General features: G+C 61.2%; 12 protein-coding genes. 9 read left to right on the forward strand and 3 right to left on the reverse strand.

Annotated elements, in window-relative coordinates:
- Window positions 1–270 precede the first annotated feature (270 nt).
- From HX875_RS14360 to HX875_RS14395, 8 genes are all read left to right on the forward strand, one after another.
- Window positions 271–1,560 carry an MFS transporter gene (locus HX875_RS14360; RefSeq protein WP_177043675.1) on the forward strand — a complete coding sequence of 430 codons (1,290 nt, stop codon included), beginning with the start codon at window positions 271–273 and terminating at the stop codon, window positions 1,558–1,560.
- 262 nt (window positions 1,561–1,822) lie between these two features.
- Window positions 1,823–2,809, forward strand: a complete 987-nt coding sequence (locus HX875_RS14365) for a phosphate ABC transporter substrate-binding protein PstS (RefSeq protein ID WP_065883793.1) — start codon at window positions 1,823–1,825, stop codon at window positions 2,807–2,809.
- A gap of 487 nt (window positions 2,810–3,296) precedes the next feature.
- Window positions 3,297–5,330: an ABC transporter permease subunit gene (locus HX875_RS14370; RefSeq protein WP_177043880.1), complete on the forward strand. Its 2,034-nt coding sequence runs from the start codon at window positions 3,297–3,299 to the stop codon at window positions 5,328–5,330.
- A gap of 15 nt (window positions 5,331–5,345) precedes the next feature.
- Window positions 5,346–7,016 carry a phosphate ABC transporter permease PstA gene (gene pstA / locus HX875_RS14375; RefSeq protein ID WP_177043676.1) on the forward strand — a complete coding sequence of 557 codons (1,671 nt, stop codon included), beginning with the start codon at window positions 5,346–5,348 and terminating at the stop codon, window positions 7,014–7,016.
- Window positions 7,017–7,191: 175 nt separating this feature from the next.
- Window positions 7,192–8,025 carry a phosphate ABC transporter ATP-binding protein PstB gene (pstB, locus tag HX875_RS14380; protein ID WP_177043677.1) on the forward strand — a complete coding sequence of 278 codons (834 nt, stop codon included), beginning with the start codon at window positions 7,192–7,194 and terminating at the stop codon, window positions 8,023–8,025.
- Window positions 8,026–8,097: 72 nt separating this feature from the next.
- Window positions 8,098–8,859: a phosphate signaling complex protein PhoU gene (gene phoU, locus HX875_RS14385; protein ID WP_177043678.1), complete on the forward strand. Its 762-nt coding sequence runs from the start codon at window positions 8,098–8,100 to the stop codon at window positions 8,857–8,859.
- Between the two features lie 124 nt (window positions 8,860–8,983).
- Complete coding sequence (locus HX875_RS14390) at window positions 8,984–9,883, forward strand: response regulator (protein ID WP_177043679.1); 900 nt, start codon at window positions 8,984–8,986, stop codon at window positions 9,881–9,883.
- A 243-nt stretch (window positions 9,884–10,126) separates the two neighbouring features.
- A complete protein-coding gene (locus tag HX875_RS14395; RefSeq protein ID WP_177043680.1) occupies window positions 10,127–10,780 on the forward strand; it encodes a peptidoglycan DD-metalloendopeptidase family protein in 654 nt (217 codons plus the stop codon).
- Between the two features lie 3 nt (window positions 10,781–10,783).
- Here the strand turns inward: HX875_RS14395 and HX875_RS14400 are convergent, their stop codons facing one another.
- The 3 genes from HX875_RS14400 to phoB form a co-directional block, all read right to left on the reverse strand.
- Window positions 10,784–12,124, reverse strand: coding sequence for a hemolysin family protein (locus HX875_RS14400; RefSeq protein WP_076013189.1), 1,341 nt, complete (start codon window positions 12,122–12,124; stop codon window positions 10,784–10,786).
- 123 nt (window positions 12,125–12,247) lie between these two features.
- A complete protein-coding gene (gene phoR / locus HX875_RS14405) occupies window positions 12,248–13,534 on the reverse strand; it encodes a phosphate regulon sensor histidine kinase PhoR (protein WP_218171071.1) in 1,287 nt (428 codons plus the stop codon).
- A gap of 80 nt (window positions 13,535–13,614) precedes the next feature.
- Entirely contained in the window at window positions 13,615–14,304 is a 690-nt protein-coding gene (phoB, locus tag HX875_RS14410) for a phosphate regulon transcriptional regulator PhoB (RefSeq protein ID WP_003195617.1), read from the reverse strand.
- A gap of 152 nt (window positions 14,305–14,456) precedes the next feature.
- On the opposite strand from phoB, the gene HX875_RS14415 reads away from it, so the two are divergent.
- A complete protein-coding gene (locus HX875_RS14415; RefSeq protein WP_177043682.1) occupies window positions 14,457–14,837 on the forward strand; it encodes a COG4315 family predicted lipoprotein in 381 nt (126 codons plus the stop codon).
- Window positions 14,838–14,867: the final 30 nt, after the last annotated feature.

Below are 14,867 nucleotides of genomic sequence, written 5' to 3' on the forward strand. Positions count from 1 at the left end.
GTCTGGCGCTTGCAATGGCCGAGTATATCGAGCCGTCAGCGCCACGACGACCTCCCGCGCCTCATTTGGTCGGTAAATCGACGCTGTATTGCGGCTTTTTCCGGCAACTGTGCTCTTGCTCATGTTAATTGCCCCTCTGCGACGGGAATATTTCGCGGATCTGAACTGTTAAGTGCTCAACGCTGTGCTTTTTCAAGCGATTTGCTATCTTGCCAAGCCTGCCGCAAGTCCCGGGCTTGCCGTCCTGACTACTATAAGAGAAGCCTTGCCATGTCCTCCGTGCCCGCAAGCAGTGCGCAACCGTCGCGCCCGCTAACCCGCAACGACTACAAAACCCTGTCGCTGTCTGCCTTGGGCGGGGCGCTGGAGTTCTACGACTTCATCATTTTCGTGTTTTTCGCCACGGTAGTCGGGAAGCTGTTCTTCCCTGCCGACATGCCTGAATGGCTGCGCATGATGCAGACCTTCGGCATCTTCGCCGCCGGCTACCTGGCGCGGCCGCTGGGCGGGATCATCATGGCGCACTTCGGTGACCTGCTGGGCCGCAAGAAGATGTTCACCCTGAGCATCTTCATGATGGCCGTGCCGACCCTGATCATGGGCCTGCTGCCGACCTACGCGCAGATCGGCCTGTGGGCGCCGATCCTGTTGTTGCTGATGCGGGTGATCCAGGGCGCGGCGATTGGGGGTGAAGTCCCGGGCGCCTGGGTATTCGTGTCCGAGCACGTGCCGCCGCGTCATATCGGTTATGCCTGCGGCACCCTGACCAGCGGCCTGACGGCGGGCATCCTTTTGGGTTCGCTGGTGGCAACCGCCATCAATACCCTCTACAGCCCGGAGCAGGTGTCGGATTACGCGTGGCGGATTCCTTTCCTGTTGGGCGGAGTGTTTGGCCTGCTGTCGGTGTACCTGCGTCGCTGGCTGCATGAAACCCCGATCTTCGCCGAGATGCAGCAGCGCAAGACCCTGGCGGCTGAGCTGCCATTGCGCGCGGTGCTGCGTGACCACCGTGGTGCCATCGTGCTGTCGATGCTGCTGACGTGGCTGCTGTCGGCGGGTGTGGTCGTCGTTATCCTGATGACGCCGACCGTGCTGCAAACGATCTACCACTTCAGCCCCACGGTGGCGCTGCAGGCCAATAGCCTGGCCATCGTTACCCTGAGCCTGGGGTGCATTGCCTCCGGTGCCCTGGCCGACCGTTTTGGTGCCGGCCGCGTGCTGATCATCGGTTGCGCCTTGTTGCTGGCCACTTCCTGGACGCTCTATCACAGCCTGATGGCTCACCCGGACTGGCTGTTCCCGTTGTACGCCTTGACCGGTCTGTTTGTAGGCACCATCGGTGTGGTCCCCTACGTCATGGTGAAAGCGTTCCCGCCGGTGGTGCGTTTCAGTGGCTTGTCGTTCTCCTACAACGTCGCCTACGCCGTATTCGGTGGCCTGACGCCATTGGCGGTGTCGCTGCTGATGAAGGAAAGCCCGATGGGCCCGGCCTACTACGTCGCTGCCCTGTGTGTGATGGGGATGCTGGTGGGTGCTTACCTCTGGAAACGCGGGCGCTGACTTACCGATAACCTTGTGGTGAGGGGGCAAGCTCCCTCACCACAGATTTTGCTCGGCAACGCTTACAGTGTGTTTCCAACGAACTGCTGCAGTCGCTTCAACCTCCTCGCAAGCCCCCGGATTTATTGATTTTCCCCTTCCTGACAGGTTTTTCATAAATGATGGCCTTTCATCTAATTGTCATATTCCAGACATAGAGTGTTCACACGGCCTACCGATACTTGGCCCCGATCCAATTATCCCTATCTGCTAGGAGCAAGGCATGAAACTGAAACGTTTGATGGCGGCAATGACTTTTGTCGCTGCTGGCGTTGCGACCGCTAACGCGGTAGCCGCTGGTGTTGACCCGGCCATTCCGGCTTACGTGAAGACCACTGGTGTGTCGGGCAACCTGTCCAGCGTTGGTTCCGATACCCTGGCAAACCTGATGACCTTGTGGGCTGAGGGTTACAAGAAGGAATACCCGAACGTCAACATCCAGATTCAGGCCGCCGGCTCCGCCACTGCACCACCTGCGCTGACTGAAGGCACCTCCAACCTGGGCCCGATGAGCCGCAAGATGAAGGACACCGAACTGGCTGCCTTCGAGCAGAAGTACGGCTACAAGCCAACCGCTATCCCGGTTGCCGTGGATGCCCTGGCCGTGTTCGTGCACAAGGACAACCCGATCCAGCACCTGACCATGGAACAGGTCGACGCGATCTTCTCCTCGACGCGTCTGTGCGGCGCCAAAGCTGACGTCAAGACCTGGGGCGACCTGGGCGTGACCGGCGACCTGGCCAACAAGCCAGTGCAACTGTTCGGTCGTAACTCGGTATCAGGCACCTACGGCTACTTCAAGGAAGAAGCCCTGTGCAAAGGCGACTACAAACCTAACGTGAACGAACAACCTGGTTCGGCGTCGGTTGTACAGTCCATCAGCTCCTCGCTGAACGGCATCGGTTACTCGGGCATCGGTTACAAGACCGCCAGCGTGAAAACCGTGGCCCTGGCCAAGAAAGGCAGCACTGAGTTCATCGAAGACAGCGAAGAAAACGCCCTGAACGGCAAATACCCGCTGTCGCGCTTCCTGTACGTTTACGTCAACAAAGCCCCGAACAAGCCTCTGGCCCCGCTGGAAGCCGAGTTCGTGAAGCTGGTTCTGTCCAAACAGGGCCAGGAAGTGGTAGTGAAAGACGGCTACATCCCGCTGCCAGCCAAAGTTGCCGCCAAGGCACTGGCTGACCTGGGTCTGAAAGAAGGCAACTAAGCCTGTAATACCCTGTGTAGGGGCAGGCTTTTAAGTGGGAGCGGGCTTGCCCGCGATGCTGGCGACGCGGTTCAAGGTTGAAATCGTGTTGATGCCATCGCGGGCAAGCCCGCTCCCACACAAGCCCGGCCTACACCATCAATTTTTTAATCCGCTGCCAGCCATGCTACGCGGCGGATTTCTTGCGTCACTACACTGTCATCTTTCTGTCATACAGGACCGCTAGGGTGTGCGCATGAATGATCTGGCCAATTCCACCATGACGACGACTTCTCCCCCCAAGCGCATTGATTTCAATACGCCTGAGCTGCAACGCAAGCGCCGTATTCGCGCGCTCAAGGATCGCCTGACCCGCTGGTATGTGCTGATTGGCGGCCTCGCCGTGCTGGGCGCGATCACCTTGATCTTCTTCTTTCTGGCCTACGTGGTCGCGCCGCTGTTCCACGGTGCCAACCTGACCAAGGAAGATGCGTTGACGCCGGCCTGGCTGCAGGACGCCGGCAAGCCGCTGATGATCTCCATGGAAGAACAGAACCAGGTCGCCATGCGGGTATCCGACAAGGGTCAGGCACTGTTCTTCAACGTTGATACGGGTGCCGAGCTCAAGCGTGTAGACCTGCCGTTGCCGGCCGGTGCCACAGTCGCCTCCATTGGTGAAGACCAGCCCGGCAGCCCGCTGGTGATCCTTGGCCTGTCCAACGGCCAGTCGCTGGTGTTCCGCCACACCTATAAAGTGTCGTACCCGGACGGCAAGAAAACCATCTCGCCAGCCATCGAATACCCTTACGGCGAAACGCCGATCGTCCTCGACGAACAAGGCCTCCCGCTTGAGCACGTAGCCTTGAACGCTACCGACTCGTCGCTGGTGGTGGCCGGTTCCAGCGGCGCCCATCTGAACGTGCTGTCCATCAGCCGTGAAGAAAACATGATGACCGAGGAAGTCACCACCGAGCAGAAGCGCATCGAACTGCCGCAGATGACCGAGCCGGTGAAAGCCATCTTCGTCGATCCGCGCCAGCAGTGGCTTTACGTGATCAACGGCCGTGCCCAAGCCGACGTTTTCAGCCTGCGGGACAAGAGCCTCAACGGTCGATACAAATTATTGGAAGATGGCGTGGCGCAAGTCACGGCCAGCACCCAACTGGTGGGCGGCATTTCGCTGATCATCGGTAACTCCAGCGGTGGACTGGCGCAGTGGTTCATGGCCCGCGATCCGGACGGCGAGCAGCGCCTGAAGCAGATCCGCACCTTCCAGATGGGCACCGCGCCTATCGTTGAAATCACCGCCGAAGAGCGTCGCAAAGGCTTCACCGCCCTCGATGCTTCCGGCAAGTTCGGCGTGTTCCATAGCACTGCCCACCGCACCCTGCTGGTGGACAAGGTGGTCGACGGCACCGGTGTCTTCGGCATGTCGCCACGGGCCAACCGGGTGATCGTCGAAGCCGGCGGCAAGCTGCAACCGCTGTTGCTGGACAACCCGCACCCGGAAGTTTCCTGGAGCGCGTTGTGGAGCAAGGTCTGGTACGAAAACTACGACGAGCCTAAATACGTCTGGCAATCGACCGCCGCCAACACCGACTTCGAACCCAAGATGAGCCTGGCGCCGCTGACCTTCGGTACCCTGAAGGCCGCGTTCTACGCCATGCTGCTGGCGGCGCCACTGGCGGTTGCCGCTGCGATCTACACTGCCTACTTCATGGCCCCGAGCCTGCGCCGCAAGGTCAAGCCGGTGATCGAATTGATGGAAGCGATGCCGACGGTGATCCTCGGTTTCTTCGCCGGCCTGTTCCTGGCGCCGTATGTCGAAGGGCATCTGCCGGGGATTTTCAGCCTGCTGATGCTGTTGCCGATTGGCATCCTGGTGGCCGGTTTCATCTTCAGCCGCCTGCCTGAGTCGATCCGCCTGCGGGTCCCGGATGGCTGGGAAAGCGCGATCCTGATTCCGGTGATCCTGTTTGTGGGCTGGCTCTCGCTGTACATGAGCCCGTACCTGGAAACCTGGTTCTTCGGCGGCGACATGCGCATGTGGATCTCCCATGACCTGGGCATCACCTACGACCAGCGCAACGCCCTGGTAGTCGGCCTGGCCATGGGTTTTGCGGTGATCCCTAACATTTACTCCATCGCTGAAGATGCCGTGTTCAGCGTGCCGCGCGGCCTGACCCTGGGCTCCCTGGCCTTGGGCGCCACGCCATGGCAGACCATGACCCGCGTCGTCATCCTGACCGCCAGCCCGGGCATTTTCTCGGCGTTGATGATCGGCATGGGCCGTGCGGTGGGTGAAACCATGATCGTGCTGATGGCCACCGGCAACACCCCGGTGATGGAGATGAACCTGTTCGAGGGCCTGCGCACCCTGGCGGCCAACGTCGCGGTGGAAATGCCCGAGTCGGAAGTCGGCGGCAGCCACTACCGCGTGCTGTTCCTCTCGGCGCTGGTGCTGCTGCTGTTTACCTTCGTCATGAACACCCTCGCCGAGCTGATTCGTCAGCGTCTGCGCAAGAAATACTCGTCGCTTTAAGAAAGGTAGAAGTCTGTGAAACAGAACTCCCTGAATGGATGGTTCAAGAGCGGCGCCCCGGGCGTCTGGATCAGCGGTGGCGCGGTGTCCATCGCGGTCATCATGACCATTGGTTTGCTGGCCGTGATTGCCGTGCGTGGCCTGGGCCACTTCTGGCCGGCCGACCTGATCCAGGCCAACTACAACGTGCCGGGCCAGGAAAACCATATCGTCATCGGCGAAGTGGTGCAGAAAGAAGAAGTGCCCCGCGAGCGCCTGAAAAGCGCAGGCTTGCCGGTGCCCGACCAAGGCCCGGAGTTCATGACCCGCGAGCTGATCAAGGTCGGCAACCGTGACTTGAACGGCAACGACTTCACCTGGATCGTCGGCGAGTGGCTGACCAATCAGACCAAGCCCGCCGAACTGATGACCATCGAGCGTCGTGAGTGGGGCAACTTCTACGGCACCCTGGTCAACGTCAAGCAGGACGGCAAGGTGATCGCTGAAGGCGAGGCCGCCTGGCCGGAGCTGCAAGCCCGTGTCGACCGCGTCAACAAGCTCGCCGCCCAGCTCAAGACCCTTGAGAAGTCTGACATCGGCGCGATCAACGCCGGCCTCGAACGCATCCGCCTGCACGGTCGCAAACTGGAGCTGGAAGGCAAGCTGGACGCCACCGCCCAAGCCGACATGGACAGCGGCCGCGCTGAACTGAACAACCGCTACAAAGACATCGAAGCCCGCCTGGCCGACCTGCACACCCAGTTCAACCGCGACAGCCTCACCGCCCGCGATGGCAACGGCAAGGAAATCGAAATCGGCATCGGCAAGGTGGTGCACGCTTACCAGCCGAACGCCATGGGTTACCTGACCAAGGTCGGTTTCTACTTCAGCAAGGTCTGGGAATTCCTCAGCGACGACCCACGGGAAGCCAACACCGAAGGCGGGATTTTCCCGGCGATCTTCGGCACCGTGATGATGACCCTGATCATGGCGATGATCGTGACGCCGTTCGGCGTGCTGGCGGCGGTGTACCTGCGTGAGTACGCCAAGCAGAACACCCTGACCCGCATCATCCGCATCGCGGTGAACAACCTGGCCGGTGTACCTGCCATCGTTTACGGCGTATTCGGCCTCGGCTTCTTCGTCTACGTACTGGGCGGCTCGGTCGACCGGCTGTTCTTCGCCGAAGCGTTGCCGGCGCCGACCTTCGGTACGCCGGGCCTGCTGTGGGCATCCCTGACCCTGGCGCTGCTGGCGGTGCCGGTGGTGATCGTGGCCACCGAAGAAGGCCTGGCGCGGATTCCCCGCACCATACGTGAAGGCTCCCTGGCACTGGGCGCGACCAAGGCGGAAACGCTGTGGAAGATCGTGCTGCCGATGGCCAGCCCGGCGATGATGACCGGCATGATCCTCGCCGTGGCCCGCGCCGCCGGTGAAGTGGCGCCGCTGATGCTGGTGGGTGTGGTGAAACTGGCGCCGTCGCTGCCGGTGGACGGCAACTACCCTTACCTGCACCTGGACCAGAAGATCATGCACCTGGGCTTCCATATTTATGACGTCGGCTTCCAGAGCCCCAACGTCGAGGCCGCTCGGCCGCTGGTGTACGCCACTGCGTTGCTGCTGGTGCTGGTGATTGCCACGCTCAACCTGTCGGCGGTGTGGATTCGTAACCACCTGCGCGAGAAGTACAAGGCGCTGGACAGTTAAGCGGGCACCTGTGGGAGCTGGCTTGCCTGCGATGCAGGCGACTCGGTTGAACAGGTACACCGCGGTGATGCTATCGCAGGCAAGCCAGCTCCCACAGGGTTGGCGCTAGACACAGATTTTGAGTAAGCCGCCCCGGCGGTTCAACGAAACGAATTGGTAGCACAGGGAGCATCCCATGCAACAAGAAACCCATTCCCACGGCATCAACATGTCAGCCCTGGGTCGCGACAAGCAGAGCCTGAGCCTGGCCCAGGAAACCGTGGCCATCGAAGTGCCGGGCCTGAGCCTGTACTACGGCGACAAGCAGGCGCTGTTCGACGTCAGCATGAATATTCCGAAGCAGCGCGTGACCGCCTTCATCGGCCCGTCCGGCTGCGGCAAGTCGACCTTGCTGCGCACCTTCAACCGGATGAACGATCTGGTGGATGGCTGCCGCGTCGAGGGCGCGATCAACCTCTACGGCACCAACATCTACCGCAAGGGCGAAGACGTGGCCGAGTTGCGTCGCCGGGTGGGCATGGTGTTCCAGAAGCCCAACCCGTTTCCCAAGACCATCTACGAAAACGTGGTGTACGGCCTGCGCATCCAGGGCATCAACAAGAAGCGCATCCTCGACGAAGCCGTTGAGTGGGCACTGAAAGGCGCGGCACTGTGGGATGAGGTCAAGGACCGCCTGCACGAATCGGCCCTGGGCCTGTCCGGCGGCCAGCAGCAACGTCTGGTGATCGCCCGCACCATCGCCGTGGAGCCGGAAGTGCTGCTGCTCGACGAACCGTGCTCGGCACTCGACCCGATCTCCACGCTGAAAGTCGAAGAGCTGATCTACGAACTGAAATCCAAGTTCACCATCGTGATCGTGACCCACAACATGCAACAGGCGGCGCGTGTTTCCGACTACACCGCGTTCATGTACATGGGCAAACTGGTGGAGTTTGGCGACACCGACACCCTGTTCACCAACCCGGCGAAGAAGCAGACCGAAGACTACATCACCGGTCGTTACGGCTAGCAGCTGGCAGGTTGCACACTGAACTGATGCTGCGGTCGACCGCACCTTACCGGACGTTCCAAGGACGCCAACATGATTAGTAAAGAAGGCCTTACCCATCACATCTCCGCGCAGTTCAACGCCGAGCTTGAGGAAGTGCGCAGCCACCTCCTCGCCATGGGCGGGCTGGTGGAGAAGCAAGTCAACGATGCCGTCACCGCGCTGATCGAGGCCGACTCGGGCCTGGCCCAGCAAGTGCGCGAGATCGACGACCAGATCAACCAGATGGAACGCAACATCGACGAAGAATGCCTGCGCATCCTGGCCCGTCGTCAGCCGGCGGCGTCCGACCTGCGTTTGATCATCAGCATCTCCAAGTCGGTGATCGACCTGGAGCGTATCGGCGACGAAGCCACCAAGATTGCCCGTCGCGCCATCCTGTTGTGCGAAGAGGGCGAAGCGCCGCGGGGCTACGTCGAAGTGCGCCACATCGGCGACCAGGTGCGCAACATGGTCCGCGATGCGCTGGATGCGTTTGCCCGTTTCGACGCCGAGCTGGCGTTGTCGGTGGCCCAATACGACAAAGTCATCGACCGCGAATACAAGACCGCCTTGCGTGAACTGGCCACCTACATGATGGAAGACCCGCGCTCTATCTCGCGGGTGTTGAACATCATCTGGGTGCTGCGTTCCCTGGAGCGCATCGGTGACCACGCGCGCAATATCTCGGAACTGGTGATCTATCTGGTGCGTGGTACCGACGTACGACACATGGGCCTCAAGCGCATGAAAGCTGAAGTTGAAGGCACCGCCGATCAAATCCCTAATGTTCCTGGCGTTCCTGACGATAAGTAAGATTGCCCGAGAAATAAACGCCCGGCCTTTGGTCGGGCGTTTTTGTTTGCGGTGTCTGAATATTTGGCAAATTGCCATCAGGGAAGCGTTATGCTTGCCGAGGTTTTTATAGGATGAAGGGTCGATGAGCAAAGTCAGTGTATTGGTGGTGGATGACGCCTCGTTTATTCGCGATCTGGTGAAGAAGTGCCTGCGCAACTACTTCCCGGGGATCAAGATCGAAGATGCGGTGAACGGCAAAAAGGCCCAGGCCATCCTGATGCGCGAAACCTTCGACATGGTGCTGTGCGACTGGGAAATGCCGGAAATGTCCGGCCTGGAACTGTTGACCTGGTGCCGCGAGCAGCCTCATCTCAAAGCCATGCCGTTTGTGATGGTGACCAGCCGTGGCGACAAGGAAAACGTGGTGCAGGCGATCCAGGCCGGCGTTTCCGGCTACGTCAGCAAGCCGTTCACCAACGAACAGCTGCTGAACAAGGTCAAGCAGGCGCTGAACAAGATCGGCCGCCTCGACGCACTGATCGCCAGCGCACCGACCAAGATGAACTCGGCGTTCGGCAACGACTCCCTCAGCGCCCTGACCGGCGGCAAGCCTGAAGCGGTCAAGCCGGCTCCAGTGGCCGCACCCAGCAAAGGCCTGCTCAACAGCCCGCCGGTGCAGGCCGCTCCGGCAGCGTCGCCTGCCAGCGGGCGTGGCCAGGGCCAGTTACGGCTGTCCAGCGGCACCCAGCAATGTGTGATCAAGGCGCTGAGCATCAAGGAAGCGCTGCTGGTGGTGCGTCGCGGTGAAGTCCTGCCTCAGGTACTGGAAAGCGCCGTGCTCGACCTGGAGCAGGGCGACAACGCTGAAGTGGCCCGCCTCAACGGCTACCTGCACGCCGTCGTGGCCTACGAGCCCAAGCCGGACAGTGATTGGCTGCAACTGACCTTCCGGTTTATCGACCAGGATGCGCAGAAGCTCGATTACATCTCGCGGCTGATCGCCCGCGGGACTGCGCAGAAGCATTTTGTGCCGGGTGCGTGAGCTGACGGTCAATCCTGCCCAACGCATGACCTGTGGCGAGGGAGCTTGCTCCCGATGGGCTACGCAGCAGCCCTGAAACCTTCAGCGCAGCCTGTTCTGCAGAACCGCAGTGACTTTAATCAGGGCCGCTTCACGCCCCAACGGGAGCAAGCTCCCTCGCCACAGGGTTAGTGGACGGTTCACACAGCACTGTCATGATCCCTTGTTAGCCTGCCATTCAGTCGTCCCTGGCAGGCCAACCCCATGCTCGTGCGCTCACTGCTGTTCTGTGGACTGTTCGCCGTCGCCACGTCGGCGATGTCCATGACCCTCTACAAATCCATCGATGCCAACGGTGTCGTGGTCTTCAGCGACCGGTACACGCCCGGGGCGCAGGCGTTTGTGTATCAGGAGCGGGTGATACCCAAGCGGGTCTATCCTGCCCAACCCGCCGCGTCCTATCGTTATCCCTTGCCCTGGCGCGGCGGCCCGTTCCGTCTCACCCAGGGCCCGAATGGCACGTTCAGCCATTCCGAGCTCAAAAGCCGCTATGCGATGGACATCGCCATGCCTGAAGGCACGCCCATCATCGCGGCCCGTGGCGGTGTGGTACTGAAAACCGAGAACGACCAGAGCGGGCGCGGCGGCGACCCGTCGGGGAATTTCGTGCGGGTGCAGCACGATGACGGCACCCAGGGCGTGTATCTGCACCTCAAGCAAGGTTCGGTCAGCGTCAGGGAAGGGCAGCGAGTGGCGGTGGGCAGCCCGCTGGCGCTGTCGGGCAATACCGGCAACAGCAGCGGGCCGCATCTGCATTTTGTGGTGCAGCGCACGACGGCGTCGGGGCTGGTGTCGATTCCTTACGAATTCAACCAGCCGGTGCAGGCGTTGCCCAATTTTGCATTGGGCACGCGGTGAGGCTTAATCGAGCAGCAGCACCTTGGCCAATACGATCTTCGGCCCTTTCATCTTCTTGATAATGATGCGCAGGCCTTCGACTTCCAGCACTTCTTCCTCTTCCGGCACCCGTTTCAGGGTGTCGTAGATCAGCCCGGCGAGGGTTTCGGCTTCGATGTGGTCCAGGTCGACGCCCAGCAGGCGCTCGACCTTGAACAGCGGCGTGTCGCCCCGTACCAACAGCTTGCCCGGCTGATACGCGAGGATGCCGCGCTCGGCCTTGCGGTGTTCGTCCTGGATGTCGCCTACCAGCACTTCCAGCACGTCTTCCATGGTCAGGTAGCCGATGATCTTGCCGTCGGCTTCTTCCACGAGGGCAAAGTGCGCGCCGCCTTTGCGGAACTGCTCGAGCAATTGCGACAGCGGCATGTGGCGCGATACGCGCTCCAGTGGGCGGGTCAGCTCGGCCAGGTTGAACGACTCGGGAATGTGGTCCAGGGCCGCCAGTTCCAACAGCAGGTCCTTGATGTGCAGCAGGCCGACGAACTCGTTGCGCACCGCGTCGTACACCGGGTAGCGGCTGAACTTGTGGCGACGGAACAGTGCCAGGATTTCCTTGAGCGGGGCGTTGAAGTCCAGGGTCACCAGGTCTTCCCGGGAGTTGGCCCAGTCCACCACTTCCAGCTCACCCATTTCCACGGCGGAGGCCAGTACACGCATGCCCTGGTCGCTCGGGTCCTGGCCACGGCTGGAGTGCAGGATCAGTTTCAGTTCTTCACGGCTGTAATGGTGCTCGTGGTGCGGGCCTGGCTCGCCCTGGCCGGCGATGCGCAGGATGGCATTGGCGCTGGCGTTGAGCAGGTAGATCGCCGGGTACATGGCCCAGTAGAACAGGTACAGCGGCACGGCGGTCCACAGCGACAGCAACTCGGGCTTGCGGATGGCCCAGGACTTGGGCGCCAGTTCACCGACCACGATGTGCAGGTACGAGATCACGAAGAAGGCGGCAAAGAACGACACGCCCTTGATCACTTCCGGCGATTGCACGCCGATTGCACCCAGTAACGGTTCGAGGATGTGCGCAAAGGCCGGCTCACCGACCCAGCCCAGGCCCAGGGAGGCGAGGGTGATACCCAGCTGGCAGGCCGACAGGTACGCGTCGAGCTGGCTGTGTACGGTGCGCAGGATCTGCCCGCGCCAGCCGTTTTTGTGGGCGATTGCCTCGACCCGGGTCGAGCGCAGTTTGACCATGGCAAATTCCGCCGCAACGAAGAAGCCGTTGAGCAGTACCAGGATCAGTGCAAAAAGAATCATGCCGAAGTCGGCGAAGAGTGTCGCGAGGGTGATGCCAGGGGAAGGGTCCATGATGGGGTTTTGCGGGTTCCGTCTAATCAAAAAGGGTGAGCAGGTGGCCTGAAAGGCAGGCGCAAGTCAGCCAATGTAGCGGCTGACGGGGCGCTTGCCTAGTGGCGGCTGCCGGGTGGAGGGTCACTCGTCCTGATGAACGACCCGTGAACGTGTCACCTGGGCCGGCGGGAAATGACAGGTGAAGGTACTGCCATGGCCCAGCACGCTGCTGATTTCCAGCCGCGCGCGATGGCGCAGCAGCACATGCTTGACGATGGCCAGACCCAGCCCCGTGCCGCCGGTGTTGGAGTTGCGGCTGGAGTCGACGCGGTAGAAGCGCTCGGTGAGGCGCGGCAGGTGTTTGGCGTCGATGCCCATCCCCGAGTCCTGCACGCTGAGGTGTGCGCCCTGGTCATCGGCCCACCAGCGGATGCGGATATTGCCCTTGTCCTGGGTGTATTTGACGGCGTTGAAGACCAGGTTGGAAAACGCGCTGCGTAACTCGCCCTCGCTGCCCTTGAGCAGGATCGACGGGTCGGCTTCCAGGGTGATGTTCTGTTCGCGTTGCCCGGACAGGGCCTGGGCGTCGCCCTTGATGGTCTGCAACAGGCTTTGCACCGACACCGGATGGTTGTCGGAGGGGTAGTCGGTGGCTTCGAGCTTGGCCAGCAACAGCAGGTCGTTAAGCAGGGTCTGCATGCGCGAGCCTTGCTGCTGCATTTGCTGCAGGGCGCGGGTCCAGCGCGGGTTCACGTCTTCGACGTTGTCGAGCAGCGTCTCCAGGTAGCCGCAGATCACCGTCAGCGGGGTGCGCAGTTCATGGGAGACGTTGGCGACGAAATCCTTGCGCATCTGTTCCAACTGATGGATGCGCGTGACATCGCGCACCAGCATCAAATGTTCGTTATTGCCATAGCGCGTCAGGTACAGCTGGATGCGTACGCGGTCGTTGGTCGGTGACGGGATTTCCAGGGCTTCTTCGTAGTTGTCCTGCTCGAAGTACTCCTTGAAGCGCGGGTGACGCACCAGGTTGGTCACCGGCTGGCCGCTGTCCTGGGGCGTCTTGAGGCCCAGCAGGGTTTCTGCGGCGCGGTTCCACCATTCCAGGTTGCCGTCGCTGTCGAGCATGATCACCGCGTCTTTCAGTGCGGCGGTGGATTCCTGCACCCGGTCGATCACTGCCTGCAGACGCCCGCGTACGCGCTGGTCGCGGCGTTGCAGGTGATAGATGCTGTCGAACACCTCGCCCCACAGGCCGTAGCCGTCGGGCGGTGCTTCGTCGGGTTTGTGCTGGCGCAGCCACTCGTGCAGGCGCAGCAGTTGCTTGAGGGTCCAGCCGAGGTAGAGACCCAGGCCGACGGCCAGGCTCCAGCCGTAATAGCCGCTGACCAGGCCCACCAGCAGGCAGCCGGTGATCAACAGCAACATGTGGCGGATCAGGGTGCCATACCAGTTTTGGTTCACTTAAACACGCGTCCTTTCAGCTGTCTGGGGCAGTTCGATCCGGTTCAGCCTTTGGTGGAAAACCGGTAGCCGGTGCCGCGCACGGTTTGTACCAGATTCTCGTAAGCGTCGCCCAAGGCTTTGCGCAGGCGGCGGATATGCACGTCGACGGTGCGCTCCTCCACATACACGTTGCCGCCCCAGACCTGGTCCAGCAGTTGGCCGCGTGTGTAGGCGCGCTCCTGATGGGTCATGAAGAATTGCAGCAGGCGGTATTCGGTAGGGCCCATCTCGGCGGGTTTGCCGTCGATGGTCACGCGGTGGCTGATCGGGTCGAGGATCAGGCCGTCGACTTCGATAGGCGCTTCGCCATCGGTGGGGCCGGCACGGCGCAGAACGGCTTTCAGACGGGCGACCAGTTCCCGTGGGGAAAAGGGCTTGGTGATGTAGTCATCGGCGCCAACTTCCAGGCCCTGGATCTTGTTGTCCTCTTCGCCCTTGGCGGTGAGCATGATGATCGGGATATCCCCGGTCAGCTCGTCACGCTTCAGGCGGCGGGCCAGCTCGATGCCGGAGGTGCCGGGCAGCATCCAGTCCAGCAGGATCAGGTCAGGCTTGCGGTCGACGATAATGGCATGGGCCTGCTGGGAGTTCTCCGCCTCCAGGCAGTCATAGCCGGCCATTTCCAACGCAACGGCGATCATCTCGCGAATGGGCGCTTCGTCGTCAACGATCAGAATGCTCCTGCCAACCATGCTAAATCCTCTTGTCATTTAACTGTCTTGCGCCGCATTAGATAACGGAATTATTGCAGTCGTGTGACAGTAATTTAGTCGCTTGGGCAATCCTTGCCTCCCTGGACTACGCTTTGGGTCCGAATCCTGACAACCACAAAAGGAAGGTTCCCATGACTCACAGTACTTTTTCCTGGAAAGCCCTGCTGGTAACGGCCGCGTTAACGCTGCCGACACTGGCCTTTGCGGCAGACCCTGCGATGACCAAGGACGGGATGCTGGTGGACCACAAGGGCATGACCCTCTACACCTTTGCCAAGGATGCTGATGGCAAGTCCATGTGCAACGACAAGTGCGCCACCAACTGGCCGCCACTGATGGCCGAATCCACCGACAAGCCCATGGGCAAGTGGACCGTCATCACCCGTGACGACCAGAAAAGCCAGTGGGCCTACAGCGGCAAGCCGCTCTACACCTTCGTCATGGACAAGAAGGCCGGTGACATGACCGGCGAAGGCAAAATGGACGGGGCCTGGAAGGTTGCCAAGCCCTGATCTACGTCGACCTTGAGACCATCGCGGGCA

The organism is Pseudomonas yamanorum (genome assembly GCF_013386765.1).
GTDB lineage: Bacteria > Pseudomonadota > Gammaproteobacteria > Pseudomonadales > Pseudomonadaceae > Aquipseudomonas > Aquipseudomonas yamanorum_A.

Excerpts from the sequence above, each read along its gene's own strand:
- HX875_RS14360 (WP_177043675.1), top strand. The coding sequence starts at position 271 with ATGTCCTCCGTGCCCGCAAGCAGTGCGCAACCGTCGCGCCCGCTAACC.
- HX875_RS14400 (WP_076013189.1), bottom strand. The coding sequence starts at position 12,124 with ATGGACCCTTCCCCTGGCATCACCCTCGCGACACTCTTCGCCGACTTC.
- phoU (WP_177043678.1), top strand. The coding sequence starts at position 8,098 with ATGATTAGTAAAGAAGGCCTTACCCATCACATCTCCGCGCAGTTCAAC.
- HX875_RS14390 (WP_177043679.1), top strand. The coding sequence starts at position 8,984 with ATGAGCAAAGTCAGTGTATTGGTGGTGGATGACGCCTCGTTTATTCGC.
- phoB (WP_003195617.1), bottom strand. The coding sequence starts at position 14,304 with ATGGTTGGCAGGAGCATTCTGATCGTTGACGACGAAGCGCCCATTCGC.
- HX875_RS14395 (WP_177043680.1), top strand. The coding sequence starts at position 10,127 with ATGCTCGTGCGCTCACTGCTGTTCTGTGGACTGTTCGCCGTCGCCACG.
- HX875_RS14415 (WP_177043682.1), top strand. The coding sequence starts at position 14,457 with ATGACTCACAGTACTTTTTCCTGGAAAGCCCTGCTGGTAACGGCCGCG.
- HX875_RS14365 (WP_065883793.1), top strand. The coding sequence starts at position 1,823 with ATGAAACTGAAACGTTTGATGGCGGCAATGACTTTTGTCGCTGCTGGC.
- phoR (WP_218171071.1), bottom strand. The coding sequence starts at position 13,534 with ATGTTGCTGTTGATCACCGGCTGCCTGCTGGTGGGCCTGGTCAGCGGC.
- pstB (WP_177043677.1), top strand. The coding sequence starts at position 7,192 with ATGCAACAAGAAACCCATTCCCACGGCATCAACATGTCAGCCCTGGGT.